18 protein-coding genes are annotated in these 22,042 nt (G+C 60.8%); 11 read left to right on the forward strand and 7 right to left on the reverse strand.

The window, feature by feature from the left end:
• Positions 1-66: 66 nt before the first annotated feature.
• A complete protein-coding gene (locus BFN10_RS12685) occupies positions 67-1,317 on the reverse strand; it encodes an MFS transporter (protein WP_071489951.1) in 1,251 nt (416 codons plus the stop codon).
• Positions 1,318-1,636: 319 nt separating this feature from the next.
• Between BFN10_RS12685 and BFN10_RS12690 the strand changes: the two genes are divergently transcribed.
• The 3 genes from BFN10_RS12690 to BFN10_RS12700 are packed head-to-tail and all read left to right on the forward strand — an operon-like array spanning position 1,637 to position 4,265.
• Positions 1,637-3,076 carry a cytochrome ubiquinol oxidase subunit I gene (locus BFN10_RS12690; protein WP_071489952.1) on the forward strand — a complete coding sequence of 480 codons (1,440 nt, stop codon included), beginning with the start codon at positions 1,637-1,639 and terminating at the stop codon, positions 3,074-3,076.
• Position 3,077: 1 nt separating this feature from the next.
• Positions 3,078-4,085 (forward strand): cytochrome d ubiquinol oxidase subunit II, encoded by a 1,008-nt coding sequence (gene cydB, locus BFN10_RS12695; RefSeq protein WP_071489953.1) that lies wholly within the window; start codon positions 3,078-3,080, stop codon positions 4,083-4,085.
• 12 nt (positions 4,086-4,097) lie between these two features.
• A complete protein-coding gene (locus tag BFN10_RS12700) occupies positions 4,098-4,265 on the forward strand; it encodes a DUF2474 domain-containing protein (RefSeq protein ID WP_071489954.1) in 168 nt (55 codons plus the stop codon).
• 66 nt (positions 4,266-4,331) lie between these two features.
• Here the strand turns inward: BFN10_RS12700 and BFN10_RS12705 are convergent, their stop codons facing one another.
• On the reverse strand, positions 4,332-5,456 hold the full coding sequence (locus BFN10_RS12705) for a methyltransferase (protein WP_071489955.1): 1,125 nt from the start codon (positions 5,454-5,456) through the stop codon (positions 4,332-4,334).
• A 151-nt stretch (positions 5,457-5,607) separates the two neighbouring features.
• Positions 5,608-6,318, reverse strand: a complete 711-nt coding sequence (locus tag BFN10_RS12710; protein WP_071489956.1) for a helix-turn-helix transcriptional regulator — start codon at positions 6,316-6,318, stop codon at positions 5,608-5,610.
• A gap of 380 nt (positions 6,319-6,698) precedes the next feature.
• Between BFN10_RS12710 and BFN10_RS12715 the strand changes: the two genes are divergently transcribed.
• Entirely contained in the window at positions 6,699-7,475 is a 777-nt protein-coding gene (locus BFN10_RS12715; RefSeq protein ID WP_071489957.1) for a ferredoxin--NADP reductase, read from the forward strand.
• A gap of 43 nt (positions 7,476-7,518) precedes the next feature.
• Here BFN10_RS12715 and mscL read toward each other — a convergent pair whose 3' ends face one another.
• Positions 7,519-7,935, reverse strand: coding sequence for a large-conductance mechanosensitive channel protein MscL (gene mscL, locus BFN10_RS12720; protein WP_071489958.1), 417 nt, complete (start codon positions 7,933-7,935; stop codon positions 7,519-7,521).
• Between the two features lie 287 nt (positions 7,936-8,222).
• Here mscL and katB point away from each other — a divergent pair, with 287 nt between their 5' ends.
• The 4 genes from katB to BFN10_RS12740 are packed head-to-tail and all read left to right on the forward strand — an operon-like array spanning position 8,223 to position 12,506.
• Positions 8,223-9,764, forward strand: coding sequence for a catalase KatB (gene katB, locus BFN10_RS12725; RefSeq protein WP_071489959.1), 1,542 nt, complete (start codon positions 8,223-8,225; stop codon positions 9,762-9,764).
• A 58-nt stretch (positions 9,765-9,822) separates the two neighbouring features.
• Positions 9,823-10,362, forward strand: a complete 540-nt coding sequence (locus tag BFN10_RS12730; RefSeq protein ID WP_071489960.1) for an ankyrin repeat domain-containing protein — start codon at positions 9,823-9,825, stop codon at positions 10,360-10,362.
• Positions 10,363-10,397: 35 nt separating this feature from the next.
• Entirely contained in the window at positions 10,398-11,765 is a 1,368-nt protein-coding gene (gene radA, locus BFN10_RS12735) for a DNA repair protein RadA (protein ID WP_049711449.1), read from the forward strand.
• A 15-nt stretch (positions 11,766-11,780) separates the two neighbouring features.
• Positions 11,781-12,506, forward strand: a complete 726-nt coding sequence (locus BFN10_RS12740; RefSeq protein WP_071490029.1) for a hypothetical protein — start codon at positions 11,781-11,783, stop codon at positions 12,504-12,506.
• Between the two features lie 4 nt (positions 12,507-12,510).
• Here BFN10_RS12740 and BFN10_RS12745 read toward each other — a convergent pair whose 3' ends face one another.
• Positions 12,511-12,879 carry a PilZ domain-containing protein gene (locus BFN10_RS12745; RefSeq protein ID WP_071489961.1) on the reverse strand — a complete coding sequence of 123 codons (369 nt, stop codon included), beginning with the start codon at positions 12,877-12,879 and terminating at the stop codon, positions 12,511-12,513.
• Positions 12,880-13,053: 174 nt separating this feature from the next.
• Between BFN10_RS12745 and BFN10_RS12750 the strand changes: the two genes are divergently transcribed.
• From BFN10_RS12750 to yjiA, 3 genes are all read left to right on the forward strand, one after another.
• Positions 13,054-15,120, forward strand: coding sequence for a carbon starvation CstA family protein (locus tag BFN10_RS12750; RefSeq protein WP_058427703.1), 2,067 nt, complete (start codon positions 13,054-13,056; stop codon positions 15,118-15,120).
• Between the two features lie 15 nt (positions 15,121-15,135).
• A complete protein-coding gene (locus BFN10_RS12755) occupies positions 15,136-15,333 on the forward strand; it encodes a YbdD/YjiX family protein (RefSeq protein WP_003194308.1) in 198 nt (65 codons plus the stop codon).
• Positions 15,334-15,470: 137 nt separating this feature from the next.
• On the forward strand, positions 15,471-16,430 hold the full coding sequence (gene yjiA, locus BFN10_RS12760; RefSeq protein ID WP_071489962.1) for a GTPase: 960 nt from the start codon (positions 15,471-15,473) through the stop codon (positions 16,428-16,430).
• 45 nt (positions 16,431-16,475) lie between these two features.
• Here the strand turns inward: yjiA and glyA are convergent, their stop codons facing one another.
• Positions 16,476-17,729, reverse strand: a complete 1,254-nt coding sequence (gene glyA / locus BFN10_RS12765) for a serine hydroxymethyltransferase (RefSeq protein ID WP_058427701.1) — start codon at positions 17,727-17,729, stop codon at positions 16,476-16,478.
• Between the two features lie 230 nt (positions 17,730-17,959).
• The gene (locus tag BFN10_RS12770; RefSeq protein WP_071489963.1) at positions 17,960-21,811 is read right to left on the reverse strand and encodes a sensor domain-containing protein; all 3,852 of its coding nucleotides are present in this window, start codon (positions 21,809-21,811) and stop codon (positions 17,960-17,962) included.
• Positions 21,812-22,042 lie beyond the last annotated feature (231 nt).

Raw genomic sequence — 22,042 nt, forward strand, 5'->3', positions numbered from 1 at the left:
GGGGTGTCAGTCAACGATGCTGTGACTGACATGGCGCTATCGGGGGCAAGCCCCCTCTCACATGGGTTATACGCTGGTTTTTTGAATGGGCTCTTCCACGGGTACATGCATGCGATCTCGATTCGCCAGGGTCGGGAACAGCTTGATCCACACGCCTGTTACCACCAGGGTACCGAGCCCGCCCATGACCACGGCGGGCACGGTGCCGAACCAGTGGGCCGTGATCCCGGATTCGAATTCGCCCAACTGGTTCGACGCTCCGATAAACAGGCCATTGACCGCACTGACCCGACCGCGCATTTCATCCGGGGTTTCCAGCTGCACGAAGGACGCACGGATGACCATGCTGATCATGTCCGCCGCCCCCAGCACCACCAGCACCGCCAGGGAAAACCAGAAGGAGGTGGACAGGCCGAAGGCGATGGTCGCCACGCCGAACACACCGACAGCGGTGAACATCACGCGGCCCACATGGCGCTCCACCGAGAACCGCGCCAGCCACAGCGACATCAGCAACGCCCCCACCGCCGGCGCCGAGCGCAGCAGGCCCAGGCCCCAGGCGCCGGTCAGCAGGATGTCCTTGGCGAACACCGGCAACAGCGCGGTCGCACCGCCCAGCAGCACCGCAAACAGGTCGAGGGAAATGGCGCCGAGAATGTCCGGGCGGCTGCGGATAAACCGAATGCCGGCCAGCAGCGAATCCAGGGTGGCCTTGCCTTTATTCAACGGGGTCTGGCGGGCGGGCAGGTTGAGGGTCAGCACGCAGGCAATGAGGTACAGCACCACGGTAGGGCCATACACCCACACGCTGCCGAACGCGTAGAGCAAACCGCCGAGCGCCGGCGCGACAATGGTCGCCAGTTGCTGGGCTGACTGCGACGAGGCCACGGCGCGTGGGAACAGCGCGCTGGGCACGATGCTTGGCAGCAGTGCCTGAGTGGTGGGCATTTCGAACGAGCGCGCGGCACCCAGCAGGAAGGCGAGGATAAAGATCATCTCGCGGGTCACGTTGCCGGTCAGGCCGCCGATGGCCAGGCTCAGGGCAATCAGCGCCTGCACGGTCTGGCAGATGGCGGCCACCTTGCGTCGCTCATAGCGGTCGGCCACATGCCCGGTGTGCAGCATGAACAGTACGCGCGGTACGAACTCCACGAGGCCGACCAGCCCCAGGTCCAGCACATTGCCGGTCAGTTGGTAGAGGTTCCAGCCGATGGCCACGGTGAGCATCTGGAAGCCGCTGGCGGTGAAGATGCGCGCCAGCCAGAACGCGATGAAAGGGCGGTGGTGACGCAACAGCAACGCGGGTTCACTAGGCATCGGGGAATTCAGATCAGAGCCAAAGGAAGCGCCGAGATTATCATTAAGTTGTAACAGATAGTTGCAACAACTGAGCTGAGGCAGTCTGTCACGCGGCAAAAGACCACACAGTTCATTCCTGAAAATGGGACTACTCTTTCAGCAATGCTTGATCCAGATCAATGCCCGCCCGGGCATCGGCCTGGCGGCCTCCGGGCCAGATTCCCTACGCGGTTGGCTAAAAAAAGAAACGAATCGAAATTCGCCAGACTCCATATCCGTGGGGGCAGTGGGTGCAGGCTCCCGCCAGCAGCCGGTATTACCTGACAGAGGAAGACTTATGTTCGGTTTGGAGGCGCTCGATCTCGCCCGAATTCAATTTGCGTTCACCATCTCGTTCCACATCCTGTTCCCGGCGATCACCATCGGCCTGGCCAGTTACCTCGCGGTGCTGGAAGGCTTGTGGCTCAAGACCCACAACGACACCTACCGTGACCTCTACCACTTCTGGTCGAAGATCTTTGCCGTCAACTTCGGCATGGGCGTGGTATCCGGCCTGGTCATGGCCTACCAGTTCGGCACCAACTGGAGCCGCTTCTCGGACTTTGCCGGCGCCGTCACCGGCCCGCTGCTTACGTACGAAGTGCTCACGGCGTTCTTCCTCGAGGCGGGTTTCCTCGGCGTGATGCTGTTCGGCTGGAACAAGGTCGGGCGCAACCTGCACTTCTTCTCCACCGTGATGGTGGCCGTGGGGACGTTGATTTCCACGTTCTGGATCCTCTCGTCCAACAGCTGGATGCAGACGCCCCAGGGGTTTGAAATCATCGATGGCCGTGTGATCCCGACCGACTGGTTCGCCGTGGTCTTCAACCCGTCGTTCCCCTATCGCCTGGCGCACATGGCCACGGCGGCCTTTGTGGCCACGGCGTTCTTCGTCGGCTCCTCGGCAGCCTGGCACTTGCTGCGCGGCAAGGACAACCCGGCGATCCGCAAGATGCTCTCCATGGCAATGTGGATGGCCCTGATCGTTGCGCCCATCCAGGCGGTGATCGGTGATTTCCATGGCCTCAATACCTTGAAGCACCAACCGGCGAAAATTGCCGCGATTGAAGGCCACTGGGAAAACATCGGCAACGAACCAACGCCATTGATCCTGTTTGGCTGGCCCGACATGAAGGCCGAGAAAACCAAGTACGCGGTGGAGATCCCTTACCTGGGCAGCCTGATCCTCACTCACTCCCTGGATAAGCAAGTGCCGGCCCTCAAGGAATTTCCACCGGAGGACCGCCCCAACTCGACCATCGTGTTCTGGTCGTTCCGGGTCATGGTCGGCCTGGGCTTCCTGATGATCTTCACCGGCCTGTTCAGCCTCTGGCTACGCCGGGGCGACAAGATGTACACGTCCAAACCGTTCCTGTACTTGGCGTTGTGGATGGGGCCGTCCGGCCTGATCGCCATACTTGCGGGTTGGTTCACCACCGAGATCGGCCGCCAGCCGTGGGTGGTCTACGGGCTGATGCGCACGGCGGACGCGTCCTCCGGGCATAGCCTGGCGCAGATGACCATCACCCTGGTGTTGTTCGTGGTGGTGTACTTCGCGCTGTTCGGCGCAGGCCTGGGCTACATGATGCGCCTGGTGCGCAAAGGGCCTCAGACCCACGAAGGCAGCGAGCCCACCCATGGTGGCCCGGGCCAGAAACGTACACCGGCCCGTCCGTTGTCCGCCGCCGATGATGGCAGCGACGACGATCACGCGCACATCCAGCACAAGGGGCATTGAGATGGGTATTGATCTTCCGCTGATCTGGGCCGTGATCATTATCTTCGGCATCATGATGTACGTGGTCATGGACGGCTTCGACCTGGGTATCGGCATCCTGTTTCCGTTTATCCCGGGCAAGACCGACCGAGACGTGATGATGAACACCGTGGCCCCGGTGTGGGACGGCAACGAAACCTGGCTGGTACTGGGCGGCGCAGCGTTGTTCGGTGCGTTCCCGCTGGCCTATTCGGTGGTGTTGTCGGCGCTGTACCTGCCGCTGATCCTGATGCTGATCGGGCTGATCTTCCGCGGTGTGGCCTTCGAGTTCCGCTTCAAGGCCAAGGACCACAAGCGTCATCTATGGGACAAGGCCTTTATCGGCGGTTCACTGGCGGCCACGTTCTTCCAGGGCGTGGCGCTGGGCGCATTCATCGATGGCATCCCGGTGGTGAATCGCCAGTTTGCCGGCGGTTCGCTGGACTGGCTCACGCCGTTCACGATGTTCTGCGGCGTGGCGCTGATCGTGGCCTACGCGTTGCTCGGCTGCACCTGGTTGATCATGAAGACCGAAGGCCCGCTTCAGGAAAAAATGCACAACCTGGCGCGACCGTTGGCCTTCGTGGTGCTGGCGGTGATCGGCATCGTGAGTATCTGGACGCCGCTGACGCACCCGGAAATCGCCTCGCGCTGGTTCACCCTGCCGAACCTGTTCTGGTTCCTGCCGGTGCCGATCCTGGTGCTGGTGACCCTGTACGGGTTGTTCCGTGCCGTGGGGCGTAATGCGCACTACACGCCGTTCCTGCTGACGCTGGTGCTGATCTTCCTGGGCTACAGCGGCTTGGGTATCAGCCTGTGGCCCAACATCATTCCGCCATCGGTGTCGATCTGGGACGCTGCCGCGCCGCCCCAGAGCCAGGGCTTCATGCTGGTGGGTACGCTATTCATTATCCCGTTCATCCTGGGCTATACCTTCTGGAGCTACTACGTGTTCCGCGGCAAGGTCACCCACGAAGACGGTTACCACTAGGAGGGGCGTTCCATGTCCGGCAAACCTTCGTTGCACGAGATTGAACAGGCCGAGAAGCAGCCGTTGTGGCGGCGCCTGGGGTGGCTGGCGATGATCTGGACGGGCAGTGTGCTGGCCCTGTTCGTCGTGGCGAGCCTGATGCGCATGTTTATGAGTGCGGCTGGCCTGACCACCCACTGACATCCCGATCCGGGCTTTGCGGCCCGGCTTTCCAGCCCTGCTTTTCGCCAGAGAAGCAGGGTTTTTTTATTTGCGCGCCTTGAGGATCACGAATTTTGGCGTGGTGGCGACTTGCTCGACACCCCGGAACAGGCGCGCCAGTTTGGTGTGATAACCGAGGTGGCGGTTGCCGACGATATAAAGGGCGCCGCCCACCACCAGGGCTTCCCGTGCCTGTTGGAACATGCGCCAGGCGAGGAAATCGCCGACCACCTGCTGCTGGTGGAACGGTGGATTGCACAGCACCACGTCCAGGGATTGCGGCTCTTGCCCTGCCAGGCCGTCGGCGGCACGCACGACCACATCACGCTCACCGAGGGCCGCTTGCCAGTTTTCGGCCGCCGATTGCACCGCCATGTAGGACTCGTCCACCAAGGTGTAATGCGCTTCGGGGTTTTGCAGGGCGCTGGCAATCGCCAGTACGCCGTTGCCGCAACCCAGGTCTGCCACGCGGGCGTTGCCCAGGTTTTTCGGCAGGTGGGGCAGGAAGGCGCGAGTGCCGATGTCCAGGCTTTCGCGGCAGAACACGTTGGCATGGTTCAGCAGTTCGATAGCCGGTGCGTCCAGGGTGTAGCGGGTGGGGTAGGGCGACACGGCAGCGGGGCGATCTTCAACGGTGGCGATCAGCAATCGCGCCTTTTTTACCGCGAGCGATGCGTGCATCGGGCCAATGTAACGCTCCAGCAACTCGCCCGCCGCCCGTGGCAAATGCTTGATCATCGCCCCGGCGATCACCTCGGCACCCGGGGCCAGTTGGCCTTGCAAGCGAATCAGTTGTTCTTCCAGCAATGCCAGGGTTTTGGGTACGCGGATCAGCACCCGGTCGAACGGCCCGGTGGGGATGTGGCTGGCCGGGATGAACGCAACGGCGTCAAACGCCTTGCCGTTGCGCACCAGGTTTTTTTCCAGGCCTTGCGCCGCCAGGAACGAATCGCCACTGGAGGTCAGTTGCACCTTGCCTTGAAGGCTGGCGGCAAGGGCGCCGAAGCTGTCGTTGAGCACCAGCACCCGGGTTTGCGCGCCCGGCTGCTGTTCGGCCAAGTGGCTGAGCAGGTACTCGTCGGCGGCATCGAAGGCTTGCAGCGGATCGTTGTGTTGCTCTGGCTGGCGGATCAGATCGAGCTGGGCAAAGGGGCTTTCGAGCAGGGGCATGGCGGGGGAGACTCTGGGTAAACGATGGGTGTTCGACAGCGGTTGCCGAACCGTCTGAGTGAACCACGGGCGACTCCCCGAAAGGGGCTGCTCAGCACTCAGAATGCGCGGTAAATGTTACGTTTTTTTCAAGAGAATTACATGGCGTGTTTTAAATGATCCCGGCCCGAGCGGCGCGAAGCACGGCGGCGATTTTGTTGTTGACGCCCAGTTTCTTGAGGCAACTGCTGATATGAAAGCCTACCGTACGCTCGGACAAACAAAGGATGGTGGCGATATCTGCTGCGGTCTTGCCCATGCCAGACCACATAAGGACTTCCGTTTCCCGCTCAGTCAATTTGCTGGTTGGGTGGATACTGGGTTTTTCGTCAAACTTCTGCGCCAGCACGGCATGCATGGCGTGGCAGAGCCATAGCGCCATTCCTGCTTTTTCATACAATTCTTCCGGGCTGATGTCACCCTTGCCACGGCTCAACGTCAGCATGCTGAAGACCCCCCGGAAATCATGCACGCTGATGGTCAACGCCTTGTGTACCTCCAAGGTTGCGGCCAAAGACCAAAGGCTGGGCACGTCTTTGAATGTTTCCTCCTTCCAGACAAGGGGTAACACGCCCTCCCTACAATGTTTCACTACAGGGTCTACATCGGAGTAGTGCGCTTGGTTGTATAGTTTTTTCCATTCAATTGGATAGTTTGTAAGCTCTACGGGTTTGATTTGACCCTTGGTGAGTTGAGAACTCATCTTGAAGGAACAGTATTGGAAGCCGAGTTCGTAGGCCTTGTTGATGGTCATTTCAAATACGCTGGTGACCTCGTCCTCACCTTCGAGCGAGTGGAGTCGTGTATTTCGCCAGTTAAGCATGGGTAAATCTCCATGGGATCTCCGTGACTTGGGGTACGTCCTTTATCCCCAACGTTGCACGAAAATCAGTGTAGGACACGTACTACATGGCGAGAGGAAAATTTCGTTCTTGCGCTGTAAGGTTTAAGAATTTTTTCACTGGAAGGTAGTTAGCCAAGCAATTGGCAAGTTTGAAACTCGCGATTTATTAGGGGGTTGAAGCCCCTGTAACAACCCACTAACAGCGGCTATATGAGGTAGTTTTTAAAACTAATAGCGAATTGATCGAAGGTGAAATTAATTTGCCATCATTGAGTAGTGGTGTGATGCCACTCCCTATCGTGGGTGTTTCCGCGCACGACTTTGAGCGACACTAGGGCACCTGTAGAACGGAGCCCCCCATGACGGCCAGTGCTGAGAAATTTACCCGCCAGATCTTGCTCGACGTGCAATCGCTGACCCCCAGCCTGTTTACCCTGCGCACCACCCGCGACCCGGGCTTTCGTTTTACTGCGGGCCAGTTTGTACGCCTGGGTGTCACCAAGGCGGATGGCAGCACGGTATGGCGTGCGTATTCCTTGGTGTCCTCGCCGTTTGATGAGCACCTGGATTTTTTCTCGATTGTCGTGCCGGACGGTGAGTTCACCAGCGAGCTGAGCCGTCTGCGAGTCGGCGATACCTTGATGGTGGAGCGCCAGGCCACGGGGTTCCTGACCTTGAACCGCTTCGTCGACGGTCGGGATTTGTGGATGCTTGGCACCGGCACCGGGGTGGCGCCGTTTTTGTCGATCCTGCAAGACTTCGAGGTCTGGGAGAAATTCGAGCGCATCATCCTGGTGTACAGCGCACGGGAAGCCAAAGAGCTGGCTTACCAGGCGCTCATCAACACATTGGGTGAACGCGAACACCTGGCCGAATACGCACACAAACTGACCTACATCCCCATTGTTACCCGCGAACAACACCCCGGCGCATTGAATGGACGCATCACCACGCTGATCGAAAATGGCGAACTGGAACGCGCGGCCGGCGTCGAACTGACCCCGGAGCATTCCCGCGTGTTGATTTGCGGCAACCCGCAGATGGTCGATGACACGCGCCAACTGCTCAAGCTGCGCGATATGAACCTGAGCTTGAGCCGGCGACCCGGCCAGGTGGCGGTGGAGAACTACTGGTAATAAAAAAGGCGCCTCAAACAGGCGCCTTTTCATGCCGGCTCGATTAGAGCGGCTTGTCGTTCTGTGCCTTGAGCAGATCGCGGATCTCACCCAGCAGCACTTCTTCCTTGGTCGGCGTCGGCGGCAGGCTTGGCGCCACGGCCTCTTCACGTTTGAGGCGATTGATCGCCTTCACGCCCATGAAGATCGCAAACGCGATGATCACAAAGTCGATGACGCTCTGGATGAACTTGCCGTATGCCAGGACCACCGCAGGCACATCGCCTTGGGCAGCCTTTAGTGTTATCGCCAGGTCACCGAAGTCCACGCCACCGATCAACAGACCAATGGGCGGCATCACCACGTCGCCTACAAACGAGGAAACAATTTTGCCGAAGGCTGCGCCGATGATAATACCGACGGCCATGTCGACCACATTACCTTTGACCGCGAAGGCCTTGAACTCACTGATCACGCCCATAGGTTATTCCTTGTTACAGATGAGAAGGGTGGTACCCAGTGTAAGTCAGTCGTAGAGGGCTTGCCTGAAACAACCGCTCACACTGTTAGCTTTTATCGACACATTAAAACGCAATTAGTTTGCAAAGTGCCATCAATCGCGCGCGAAATACCCGCCAAATCAGAGACTTACCAGATTATTTTATCAATCGGGTTGTTATGGCTTTTCTATTTATCTTCTGACTCGCGGGTCACTAGCCTCTGGCAAGCACAACTGAATGTGCACTAAAAAAACCAGAGGAAACCTCGATGAACAATCCAATGAGCCGCGGGCCTGTTACCGCGCGATCCGCGCTGGTACTGGTGACCGCCAGCCTGCTTTCCCTGTCTGTACACGCCGCCAACCTGACCCGCGACAACGGTGCCGCCGTCGGTGACAACCAGAACTCGCAAACCGCCGGCGCCAATGGCCCGGTGCTACTCCAGGATGTGCAGCTTATTCAGAAATTGCAGCGCTTCGACCGCGAACGCATCCCCGAGCGCGTCGTACACGCCCGTGGTACCGGTGCCCACGGCACCTTTACCGTCACTGACAGCCTCAGCGACCTGACCAAGGCCAAGGTGTTTGCCGCCGGCGAGGCCACCCCGGTGTTCGTGCGCTTCTCCGCCGTGGTCCACGGCAACCACTCCCCGGAAACCCTGCGTGACCCACGCGGTTTCGCCACCAAGTTCTATACCGCCGAAGGCAATTGGGATTTGGTGGGCAACAACTTCCCGACGTTCTTCATCCGTGATGCCATCAAGTTCCCTGACATGGTCCACGCGTTCAAGCCAGACCCACGTACCAACCTGGATGACGATTCGCGGCGCTTCGACTTCTTCTCCCACGTGCCCGAAGCCACCCGTACGCTGACCGAGTTGTACTCCGACTCCGGCACCCCGGCCAGTTATCGGGAGATGGACGGCAACGGTGTGCACGCCTACAAGCTGATCAACGCCAAGGGTGAAGTGCACTACGTCAAGTTCCACTGGAAAAGCCTGCAAGGCATCAAGAACCTCGATCCCAAGCAGGTCACCGAAGTGCAGGGCCGCGACTACAGCCACATGACCAATGACTTGGTCACCCACATCAACAAGGGCGACTTCCCCAAGTGGGACCTGTACGTGCAGGTGCTCAAGCCTGAAGACCTGGCCAAGTTCGATTTCGACCCGCTGGACGCCACCAAGATCTGGCCGAACGTGCCTGAGCGCAAAGTCGGGCAAATGGTGTTGAACCGCAACCCGGCCAACGTGTTCCAGGAAACCGAGCAGGTAGCCATGGCCCCGGCCAACCTGGTGCCGGGCATCGAGCCGTCGGAAGATCGCCTGCTGCAAGGCCGGGTGTTCTCCTACGCCGACACCCAGATGTATCGCCTGGGCGCCAATGCCCTGCAACTGCCGATCAACGCGCCACGGGTGACCGTCAACAACGGCAACCAGGACGGCGCGATGAACTTCGGCAAGACCACCACCGGTGTGAACTACCAGCCAAGTCGCCTGTTGCCACGGGAAGAACCGCAAACCGCGCGCTACAGCCAGTCGGCGCTGTCAGGCAGCACCCAGCAGGCGAAGATCCAGCGTGAGCAGAACTTCAAGCAAGCGGGTGACTTGTACCGCTCCTACAGCAAGAAAGAGCGTCAGGACTTGATCGAAAACTTCGGCGGCTCGCTGGCCACCACCGATGACGAGAGCAAGCACATCATCCTGTCGTTCCTCTACAAAGCCGACCCGGAGTACGGCACCGGTGTGGCCAAGGTGGCCAAGGGTGACCTGGCGCGCGTGAAGGCGCTGGCGGAAAAACTGACTGACTGATCCGTTGGTTACGGTCGACGCCCCCATACGGGCGTCGACCCCTGGCAGGAGAACAACCATGCGAATTTCTATCGGCTTGCTGATGACCATGCTGGCCTTTGTCGCCCAGGCCGAGACTCCCGACCCGGTGGCGCTCAAGGCCCAATTGCAGGACTACTATTTCGACGCCGCCCGCCGTGGCGACCTCGACATGCTCAATACTTTTATCGACTCCGGCTACAGCCTCAACACCCAGGACGACAAGGGCTACACCGCGCTGATCCTCGCTGCCTACCACGGCCAGGGGCCTTTCGTGGAGCGCCTGCTCAACGCCGGTGCCGACGCCTGCGTGCAGGACAAACGCGGCAACACCGCGCTGATGGGCGCGATCTTCAAGGGCGAGTTGAAAATCGCCCAGCGCCTGCTGGCCACCGACTGCAACCCCGACCAGCGCAACGGTGCCGGACAGACCGCGGCCATGTACGCCGGGCTGTTCAAGCGTGTCGAGCTGCTGGATGAACTCAAGGCCAGGGGGGCCGATCTCAATGCCGAAGACCCGGTCGGTAACACCGCTTCACGCTTGGCCAGTGGTGAAATCCGGACCCCGGCGCCGCGCTGAGCTATCATCGCGGTTTTTCGGTTGGAGGTTCTCAAATGGCAAAGGCCAAGCGCATGTACGGCTGCACGGAGTGCGGCGCGACCTTTCCCAAGTGGGCCGGCCAGTGCTCCGAGTGCGGTGCGTGGAACACCCTGACTGAAACCATGATTGAGAGTGGCGGTGCGGCGGCCCCCACCGGCCGCGCCGGCTGGACCGGGCAGCAGGCGCAGATCAAGACCCTGGCTGAAGTCAGCGTCGAAGAGATCCCGCGTTTTTCCACGGCATCCGGCGAATTGGACCGCGTGCTGGGCGGCGGCCTGGTGGACGGCTCGGTGGTGCTGATCGGCGGCGACCCGGGCATCGGCAAGTCGACGATTTTGCTGCAAACCCTGTGCAGCATCGCCAGCCGCATGCCGGCGCTGTACGTCACCGGCGAAGAATCCCAGCAACAAGTGGCCATGCGCGCCCGCCGCCTGGGGTTGCCCCAGGATCAGCTGCGGGTCATGACCGAGACCTGCATCGAAAGCATCATTGCCACGGCCCGTATCGAAAAGCCCAAGGTCATGGTGATCGACTCGATCCAGACCATTTTCACCGAGCAGTTGCAATCGGCGCCGGGCGGCGTGTCCCAGGTGCGCGAGAGTGCGGCGCTGCTGGTGCGGTATGCCAAGCAGAGCGGCACGGCGATCTTCCTGGTCGGCCACGTCACCAAGGAAGGCGCGCTGGCCGGGCCTCGGGTGCTCGAGCATATGGTCGACACGGTGCTGTATTTCGAGGGCGAGTCCGATGGTCGCCTGCGCTTGCTGCGGGCGGTGAAGAACCGCTTCGGGGCGGTGAACGAGTTGGGTGTATTCGCCATGACCGACCGGGGGCTGAAAGAAGTCTCCAACCCATCAGCGATTTTCCTGACGCGTGCCCAGGAAGAAGTCCCAGGCAGTGTGGTGATGGCAACGTGGGAAGGCACCCGGCCGATGCTGGTGGAAGTGCAGGCGTTGGTGGATGACAGCCACCTGGCCAACCCGCGCCGCGTGACCCTGGGCCTGGACCAGAACCGCCTGGCGATGCTGTTGGCGGTCCTGCACCGCCACGGTGGCATCCCGACCCATGACCAGGACGTGTTCCTCAACGTGGTCGGCGGGGTCAAGGTGCTGGAGACCGCCTCCGACCTGGCGTTGATGGCGGCAGTCATGTCCAGCCTGCGTAACCGGCCATTGCCCCATGACCTGCTGGTGTTTGGTGAAGTCGGTTTGTCCGGTGAAGTTCGCCCGGTGCCCAGCGGCCAGGAGCGCTTGAAGGAAGCGGCCAAGCATGGTTTCAAGCGCGCCATCGTGCCCAAGGGCAACGCACCGAAGGAATCGCCGCCCGGGATACAGATTATTGGGGTGACCCGCCTGGAGCAGGCACTGGATGCACTTTTCGAGTAAACAGGGATGGGCGCAATGCAACGAACGAATCGCTGGGGCGTGCTCGCCCTGTTCATGACCTTGGCCGGTCTGCCTGTCCTGGCGTGGGCCGACTTGCCGGCGGGATATCGCCTGGCGCAAAAGCTGGTCACGGAAGAAGGCAGCGTGCTGCAGGTGCTGGAAGACCAGCGCATCAGCGCTCAATTGCACAAGGACAGTTGGGGCAACGGGTTGGACGAAGACTCGTTCGACGAGCCCGGTGACCTGGTTGAAAACCCGTTGCTCGACGCCCAGGTGCGTCTGGTGTCGGCCGCCGGCGAGGTGATCGCGCGCAAGGACCTCGGCTACCCGCTGGCCAAGGTCAAGAAAGCCCCGCTCAAGGGACAGCCCGCGCCTGTGTATTTTTTGATCATTGATCAGACCGCGCCCATGGGCAGCTACAGTGGCCCGGCCACGCAACTGTTACTGCCTGCCAAACAGCAACTGGAACCGGTGAGCTACCAGGACACCGATGGCAAACTCAAACCACTGACCCTGGCCAGCACCGGCAAGGCGGCCTGGAAGGTTTCGACGCCCGTCGACGGTAGTGCGGATGAGCTGTTGCAAATCTCGTGCTTTATGGACGGCGACGGTGACGATGATTTTGCCACGCGTTACCAGACCTACCGTTGGGTGGATGGCCAGTGGCAGGCGGCATCGACGCAGAAAGCCGGTTACTGGGACACGGAAAGCGACTTCCCGGCGCGTACGGCATTTCCCTGAGCCGTCATACTTCCAGCAAGGCGGCCAACTCCCGGTGCAGCTCGTCCTCGTCACCCAGGTTCAACTCGATCAACCGCCGCAAGTGGCTGATCGAATCCAGTTCGATGTGCTGACACACAAACCCCAGTTGCCCATGATCCTCATGGGTCAGTCGCACTTGCATCTTTATATGTGCCTTCGGATCCAGGCGTATATCGACGTCGAACGGCAGCGCCTTGTTGCCCTTCCAGTCTTCCGGCCGTTGCACCAGCAGGCCTTTTAGCGACAGGTCCACCAATTGCACTGGCCATTCGCGGCCGTTTTGCCGAATTTCGGTCTTGGCATCAAAGGCGATGCGGCGGAAACGACGGCGGTCAGACGGTTGCTCGGTCATGGTGAAGCCCTCCGGGGATAGGGGGATTGTAGCCGTGCGCCACTATTGGCTCGGTTTTTCTGCTTTTTTTGTCCGCAGAAGGCTCTAGACCAACGTAGGGGGGTGGCCTTTAAGTCCAGTAGCGCTAAACTCCGGATGGCTGTCCTTTCTGTCCACCCTGGCTGGAATATAAAAATGAAAAATAATAATAGCCTGCTACGCCACCTACCCTGGCTGGTGCTGGCAATCGTAGGAGCGTGCGCCCTGGGCGTAGTGGCCTTGCGCCGCGGCGAGGCGATCAACGCCTTGTGGATTGTGGTCGCTGCTGTGGCCATCTACCTGGTTGCGTACCGTTACTACAGTCTGTTCATCGCTAACAATGTGATGCAACTCGACCCACGGCGGGCCACCCCCGCAGTGCTCAACAACGACGGTCTGGACTATGTGCCGACCAACAAACACATCCTTTTTGGTCACCACTTTGCGGCGATTGCCGGTGCAGGCCCGCTGGTCGGCCCGGTATTGGCGGCGCAAATGGGTTACCTGCCCGGCACGCTCTGGCTGATTGCCGGCGTGGTGCTGGCCGGTGCGGTGCAGGACTTCATGGTCCTGTTCCTGTCCACCCGTCGCAACGGCCGTTCCCTGGGCGACATGGTTCGCGAAGAGATGGGCCGCATCCCGGGGACCATCGCGCTGTTCGGCTGCTTCCTGATCATGATCATCATCCTCGCGGTGCTGGCGCTGATCGTGGTCAAGGCCCTGGCCGAGAGCCCATGGGGCATTTTCACGGTGATGGCGACCATCCCGATCGCGATGTTCATGGGCATCTACATGCGCTACATCCGCCCGGGCCGCATCGGTGAAATCTCGATCATCGGCGTGCTGTTGCTGCTGGGTTCGATCTGGCTGGGCGGGCAGATTGCCGCTGATCCGGTCTGGGCCAAGGCGTTCACCTTCACCGGTATCCAGATCACCTGGATGCTGATCGGCTACGGTTTCGTCGCCGCCGTTCTGCCGGTGTGGCTGATCCTGGCTCCGCGTGACTACCTTTCCACCTTCCTCAAGATCGGCACCATCATCGCCCTGGCGATCGGCATCCTGGTCACCATGCCAGAACTGAAAATGCCGGCCTTGACCCAGTTCATCGACGGTACCGGCCCGGTGTGGAAGGGCGGCCTCTTCCCGTTCCTGTTCATCACCATCGCCTGTGGCGCGGTCTCGGGTTTCCACGCGCTGATCTCCTCGGGCACCACGCCCAAGCTGCTGGATAACGAAACCAACGCCCGCTACATCGGTTACGGCGGCATGCTGATGGAGTCGTTCGTGGCCATCATGGCGATGGTCGCCGCTTCGGTGATCGAACCTGGCGTGTACTTCGCCATGAACAGCCCGGCCGCTGTGGTCGGTGGTGATGTGGTGGCCGTGGCGCAAACCGTCAGCAGTTGGGGCTTTGCGATCACGCCTGAGGCGCTGCAAGCCGTGGCCCATGATATTGGCGAAACCACCATTCTGGCCCGTGCCGGTGGTGCGCCGACATTGGCGGTGGGTATCGCACAGATCCTGCACAGCGTACTGCCGGGTGAAAACACCATGGCATTCTGGTACCACTTTGCGATCCTGTTCGAAGCCCTGTTCATCCTGACGGCGGTGGATGCGGGCACCCGTGCCGGCCGCTTCATGCTGCAGGACCTGCTGGGTTCCTTCGTGCCGGCGCTGAAACGCACCGAGTCGTGGACCGCCAACCTCATTGCAACCGCCGGTTGCGTGGCGATGTGGGGTTACCTGCTGTACCAGGGCGTGATCGACCCACTGGGCGGTATCAACACCTTGTGGCCACTGTTCGGTATCTCCAACCAGATGCTGGCAGGTATCGCGCTGATGCTGGCAACCGTTGTGCTGATCAAAATGAAACGCCAACGCTACATCTGGGTGACCATGCTGCCGGCTGTCTGGCTGCTGATCTGCACCACCACGGCGGGCTTCATCAAGCTGTTCGACGCGAACCCTGCGATTGGCTTCCTGTCGCTGGCCAAGAAGTACAGCGATGCATTGGCCAACGGCCAGATCCTCGCCCCGGCGAAGAGCATCGACCAGATGCAGCACGTGATCTACAACGCCTACACCAACGCAACGCTGACGGCGCTGTTCCTGTTCGTGGTGTTCAGCATCCTGTTCTATGCGCTCAAGGTCGGCGTCGCCGCCTGGGGCAACAAAGAACGTACGGATAAAGAAGCCCCGTTCCAGGCTGTGCCGGACGCGTAATCGAGGGTTGCAACCATGTTCAATGACATCAGTCGCCTCGGTAAATACCTCGGTCAGGCCGCGCGCCTGATGGTCGGCATGCCCGACTACGACACCTACGTCGAGCATATGCAAACCAAACACCCGGACAAGCCGGTGATGGACTACAAGGCGTTCTTCCGGGAACGCCAGGAAGCCCGTTACGGCGGCAAGGGTGGGCCCAAGTGCTGTTGAGTTAACGCAATATCCCTGTGGGAGGGGGCTTGCCCCCGATAGCGGTGTGTCAGTGACAGGTAAGTGCCTGACACGCTGCTATCGGGGGCGAGCCCCCTCCCACATTTGTTTCTGTGTTCCTTCAAGGAGAATTTCTTTTGTCCTCTCCCATTCCAGTCACGGTCCTCAGCGGCTTCCTCGGCGCCGGCAAGACCACCTTGCTGCGCCACCTGCTCAAAGCCGAGCACGGCCTGAAAATCGCCGTGATCGAAAACGAATTCAGTGACGCCGGTATCGACACCCAGCTGTTGGGCGCAGAACCGGTGCAAGTCATGACCCTGTCCAACGGCTGCGTGTGCTGCACCATCCACACCGACCTGACCAAGGCCCTGTACCTGCTGCTCGAGCGCCTGGACAGCGGCGAGATCGCCTTCGACCGCCTGGTGATCGAGTGCACCGGCCTGGCCGACCCGGCACCTGTGGCCCAGACCTTTTTCATCGACGAGGAACTGCGCGAGCGCTACATCCTCGACGGCATCATCACCCTGGTGGACGCGGCCCACGCCGAGCACCACCTGACCCAGACCATTGCCCAGGCCCAGATCGGCTTTGCCGACCGCCTGTTGGTGAGCAAACGCGACCTGGTGGATGACGCTACCTTCGATGCGCTCAGTGAGCGCCTGACCCGCATCAATCGTCGTGCGCCGATCCGGGTGGTGGATCATGGCAAGATCGACCTGGCCGAGTTGCTCGATGTGCGCGGCTTCAACCTTAATGCCGGCATGAGCTTGCGTCCGGTGAGCAAGGCGCCGTCCATCGATCGTATCTCCAGCCTGGTATTGCGCACCGACCAGCCGCTGGATATCGACCGACTCAGTGAGTTCATGAACGAACTGCTGGAAGACCACGGCAAGCAACTGCTGCGCTACAAAGGCGTGCTGAACATTGCCGGGGAAGACCGGCGCATGGTGTTCCAGGGCGTGCTCAAGCTCTACGGTTTCGATTGGGATACCGAATGGGCCGAAGGCGAGGTGCGAGAGAGTGTGATCGTGTTCATTGCCGATGAGTTGCCCGAAGACAAGATTCGCGAAGGTTTCCGGCGCGTTTATCAGGAATAAAAAAGCCCGGCTCAAGAGCCGGGCTTTTTAGTCAAGCAACTGCAATCAAGCGCCGTACACCGGCAGCTTCTTGCAGATGGCCTTGACCTTCTCACGTACCGCGTCGATCACGGCTTCGTTGTTCAGGTCGGCCAGGATGTCGCAGATCCAGCCGGCCAGTTCCTTGCACTCTGCTTCCTTGAAGCCGCGAGTGGTCACAGCCGGGGTGCCGAAGCGCAGGCCGGAGGTGACGAACGGCGAACGTGGGTCGTTCGGCACGGAGTTCTTGTTCACGGTGATGAAGGCTTTGCCCAGAGCCGCGTCAGCATCCTTACCGGAGATGTCCTGCTTGATCAGCGACAGCAGGAACAGGTGGTTTTCAGTACCGCCAGACACTACGTCAAAGCCGCGCTCGATGAACACGCTGGCCATGGCCTGGGCGTTCTTTACCACTTGTTGCTGGTAGGTCTTGAACTCAGGCTGCAGCGCTTCCTTGAAGCAGATCGCTTTGGCGGCGATCACGTGCTCCAGCGGGCCACCCTGGGCGCCTGGGAATACGGCGGAGTTCAGCTTCTTCTCGATGTCGGCGTTGGCACGAGCCAGGATCAGGCCGCCACGTGGACCGCGCAGGGTCTTGTGGGTGGTGGTGGTCACGACGTCAGCGAAAGGTACTGGGTTCGGGTAGACGCCAGCGGCGACCAGACCGGCCACGTGGGCCATGTCGACGAACAGGTACGCACCGACCTTGTCAGCGATGGCGCGGAAGCGTGGGAAGTCCAGGATCTGCGAGTAGGCAGAGAAACCGGCCACGATCATTTTTGGCTTGTGTTCAACCGCCAGGCGCTCGACTTCGTCGTAGTCGATCAGGCCGTTGGCATCGATACCGTATTGAACGGCGTTGTACAGCTTGCCGGAGGAGGAAACGCTGGCGCCGTGGGTCAGGTGACCGCCGTGGGCCAGGCTCATGCCCAGGATGGTGTCGCCGCCTTGCAGCAGGGCCAGGTACACGGCGCTGTTGGCTTGGGAACCGGCGTGCGGCTGGACGTTGGCGTAGTCGGCGCCGAACAGTTCCTTGGCACGGTCAATGGCCAGTTGCTCAACCACGTCGACGTACTCGCAACCACCGTAGTAGCGCTTGCCCGGGTAGCCTTCGGCGTACTTGTTGGTCAGAACCGAACCTTGAGCCTCCATTACCGCAGGGCTGGTGTAGTTTTCCGAAGCGATCAGCTCAATGTGCTCTTCCTGGCGCACGGCTTCTTGCTCCATGGCGGCGAAGAGATCGGCGTCGTACTTGGCAATAGTCAAATCACGGCTGAACATGGCGGTCCTCAAGGATCGGGGGCAGAAAAGGAGGGCATTCTAACCCAATGGGTTTTAGATGGCATATGAAAGGACATCATGTCGCGGACAAGTGGGGCTCATCTGGGGATAGGCGGTGGCTGTGAGTGCCTTATCGGGGGGCAAGCCCCTTCCACAGTTGAATGTGTTCGCAGATCAGAATGTGGGAGGGGGCTTGCCCCCGATGAGGCCAGTGGCCTCACCGCAGAATTTCAGTCGAACATGAACAGCGCATCATTGCTGAACTGCGCTTCGAACCGATTCGCCGGCATCGGCCGCCCGAACAGGTAGCCCTGCACCTCATCGCAGCCATGCTCACGCAGGAAATCCAGCTGTTCATGGGTTTCCACCCCCTCGGCGATCACCGCCAGGTTCAGGCTGTGGGCCATGGCGATAATGGCGCGGGCGATCTGGGCGTCCTGTTCGCCGGAGGGCAGGCCGTCGACGAAGGTGCGGTCGATCTTCAACACGTCGATGGGGAACTGCTTGAGGTAGTTGAGCGACGAGTAACCGGTGCCAAAGTCGTCGACCGCAATGCTCAGGCCCAGGTTCTTCAGGCTGTCGAGGATCTGCATGGCCTCGTTGACCTCACGCATCAGGATGCTTTCGGTCAGCTCCAGCTCCAGGCACGCCGGCGGCAGGCCGGTGTCCTTGAGGATGGTGGCGATGCGCGTACCCAACTGGCCGTCGGAGAATTGTCGCGCCGAGATATTCACCGAGACTTTCGGCACTCGCACCTTGTTCTGGTGCCAGGTCTTGAGCTGGCGACAGGCTTCGCTGATCACCCAGTCGCCCACGTCCACCACCAGGCCCAACTCTTCCAGCACCGGGATGAAGTCTCCCGGCGGCACCAGCCCGCGTCGAGGGTGGCGCCAGCGCAGCAGGGCTTCGGCGCCGGTCAGGCGTTTACCGTCGCCGCTGAACTGCGGCTGGTAATAGAGCACGAATTCGTTCTGGTCCAGGGCGTGGCGCAGGTCGCTTTCCAGCTCCAGGCGTTCCAGGGCGCTGGCGTTCATGTCGGCCTGGTAGAACTGGAAGTTGTTCTTGCCGCGTTCCTTGGCGTGATACATCGCCGTGTCGGCGTTTTTCATCAACTGGCTCAGTTCGTTACCGTCCTGCGGGCTCAGGGCGATACCGATACTGGCGGTCACGAAGAACTCACGACCTTCCAGTACGAAAGGTTTCACCAGGCTGGCGAGGATCTGCTCGGCCACATGAATCGCACGGTTGAGTGCCATGTCACGGTTGACCCGTGGCTGCAGGAGCAAGGTGAACTCATCACCGCCCATGCGCGCCACAGTGTCGTCTTCGGCGACGCAGCCCAGCAGGCGGGTGGCCATTTCCTTGAGCATGCGGTCGCCGGCGGCGTGGCCCAGGGAGTCGTTGATCGGCTTGAAGCGGTCGAGATCGAGGAACATCAGCACCACCCACGACTTCTGCCGTTCGGCGGACTGCAGCGCGGTGTGCAGGCGGTCCTGGAACAGTGTGCGGTTGGGCAGGTGGGTCAGGGCGTCGTAGTAGGCCAGGCGGTGGATGCGCTGCTCGCTGGCCTTGCGCTCGCTGATGTCGCTGAAGAAGCATACATAGCTGGCCAGGTCGCCTTCATCGTCGAACACCGCAGTAATGCCGACCCACGCCGGGTAATGCTCGCCATTGCGGCGCTTGAGCCACACTTCGCCTTCCCAGGTGCTGTGCTGGTGCAACTGCTTGAGCACATAGCGCAGGTGGGCTTCCTGCTGTTCATCGACGGTGAGCATGTTCGGCAACTGGTCGAGTACATCGCTGACCGCATAGCCGCTGACCCGACTGAACGCCTCGTTGGCCTGCACGATATAGCCGGCGGGGTCAGTGATCAGGATCGCCGAGGTGGAGTGCTCGAATACCGTGGCCGCCATGCGCAGGTCTTTCTCGGCGCGGCGTTGCTGGCTGATGTCGCGGCCCACCCCAAGGATGCCCTCGAAAGCGCCGTGTTCGTCCCACACCAGCACCAGGCGCAGTTCGATCGGCACCTTGCGACCGTCGGCGCGCAGGCAGTCGAACAGGAAGAGCTGGGTCTGGATCTCATCACGCAGCCTGTTCAGTGCATCAGGATCGCCCAGCGCGCGGCTGACCTGTTCCATCAGGCTGTAAATGCCGGTCAGTTGCTGCGGGTTGGCGATGATCGACTGCCAGCCGTTCTTGAACACCCAGTCCACGTCATAGCCGAGCACGGCGTTGACCGACGGGCTGACGTAGTTGAGGGCCAACTGACTGTCGGTGGAACAGATCACGTCGCTGATGCTTTCGGCCAGCATGCGGTAGCGTTGTTCGCTGTCACGCAGGGATTCGCTGGCTTCGATCTGGTCGGTGATGTCCTTGGCCACGCCGATGATGCGGGTGATCTGCGCGGTCTTGTCCCGCGCCAGGGCTTGTTCGCGGATATCGAAGCGCCGCCATTCATTATTGCGGTGACGGAAGCGCAACTGGCATTGCAGTTGGGTGGTATAGCCGACCTGTCGCTGTTGCTGGCGCAAGTCGTGGTAATGCTCGGCGTCTTCGGGGTGCAGCAGGATTTCCCAGAAGTACTCGCCCATTTGCTGCAATTCGGCCTTGTTATAGCCGAGGGTGTGGCCCAGATGGTGGTTGCTGAAAATCATGCGCTGGCTGATTACGTCCTGCACATACAGGTGGTCGGGCACGGTGCGCACCACATCCGACCAGAAACTCTCGCGTTCCACCAGCGACAGTTCGATCAGCTTGCGGCTGGTGATATCGCTGATGCTGAGGATCACCGCCTTGAAATCGTCCTGCTGCTCGGGCAGGCGCATCACCAGCCACAGGTACTGCTCGTTGCCGACCACGTCCTTGAGCTGGATTTCCAGCTCCAACTGGCTTTGTCGGGTCAGCACGGCTTCGAGTATCTGGTAACCGATGGACGTGGCGTTGCGTGGGCAGTCATCGATCAGGCGTTCCCAGGCCTGCTCGCAGGAACCTACGTTCAACAGGCTGACCGCCACCTGGTTGACCTCGGTGACGCGCAGCTCCTTGAGCAGTTGCTGGCGCTCGCTGGGGTTGTGCTGCAGCCAGGCGTGCAGCTGCTCGCGAGTCTCCAGCCGCGTCTTGTCGAAGAACGCGTTCAGCCCCGACAGGTCCAGCACGCACAGGGCCACGCCGGTGCCTTCGAAAATATCCTGGTAGCGCCGCCGCCCCTCATGCACCTGGCGCTGACGGCGGCGCATGTTCAGCAGCACGATCACCGGGATCAACGAGAACGCCAGGCCCAGCAGGCATTTGCCGATGAAGGCCGGCAGCAGTTGCTCCAGCACCGCGCTGCGGTCGAACAGCCCGCGCAGTTGCCAGTCGCTTTTGCTCAACGGCGTGATCAGCACGCTTTTATTCAGTTCGTCCGGGGTCAATGCAGACGCCCACTGCGCGGGCATGCCGCTGTCGCGGCTGACCACGCGATGGTTGATGCGGTTCTCGATGGCCCACATCGGGCGCTGGCCCTGGCCGTCCTGGCGGGTGAGGTTGGTCAGGTAGTTGGGGGCCAGGCGCAGCGCCCAATACATCCGTGAGCCGCCACTGGGCTGATGCAACAGTAGATAGATGAGGGTGCCGTCGTTGCTGTTGCTCAGGTAATAAGACTGGCCGTGGCTGCGTTGCACCAGTTCTTCGAGCCAGGCGCTGTCCTGGCTGTCGCTGGCACTGTCGCTGATCATCGCGCCGCTGGGGGCAAGCAGGGCGATGCTGCGCAGTTCCGGCAGCGAACGTTGCAAGGTCCGCATCAAGGCCTGTTGCTGTTCGCTGTCACGCGGTGGCTCGACCATCGGCAGCAGGTTCAGGGCAATCTTTGCGCTGAGGGCCATGTTCAGGCTGATCTGTTCAGCCAGGTCGGCGCTGTAGTCGATGGTGTATTGCTGCTGGTTCTTCTGGTTTTGCTGCAACTGGTCCAGCAGTTGCCAGAACAATAACGCGAGCAGCATAAGGACAAGCGTCGCCAATGCGCCCTTGAGGGTGCCGTGCAGGGGCGCTCCCGGCGCTATATGAGCGGCGCGCAGGGGAGTTGGCGGCGTGACTTTGGACAAGCTGTGATCCTGCGGTTTGGCTGGACTGGCGCGCGACGTGCACTATAAGCCGGACGCCCGGAGGGCGGCTAGCATGCCTTGACTTGTGGCAAAGTGCCAGCCCTTGCCTGGCTGGACTGACCAAGCGCATTCAGGTAGCTTTGCCGGTTACGCGGGGGCGTTCCAGCCCCAGATATTCAGGCTTTATACCGCACGCTGGCATTGATGATAGTCAACGGCCCGCGCCGCGCA

This window comes from Pseudomonas extremorientalis (assembly GCF_001870465.1).
Taxonomy (GTDB): Bacteria; Pseudomonadota; Gammaproteobacteria; order Pseudomonadales; family Pseudomonadaceae; genus Aquipseudomonas; species Aquipseudomonas extremorientalis.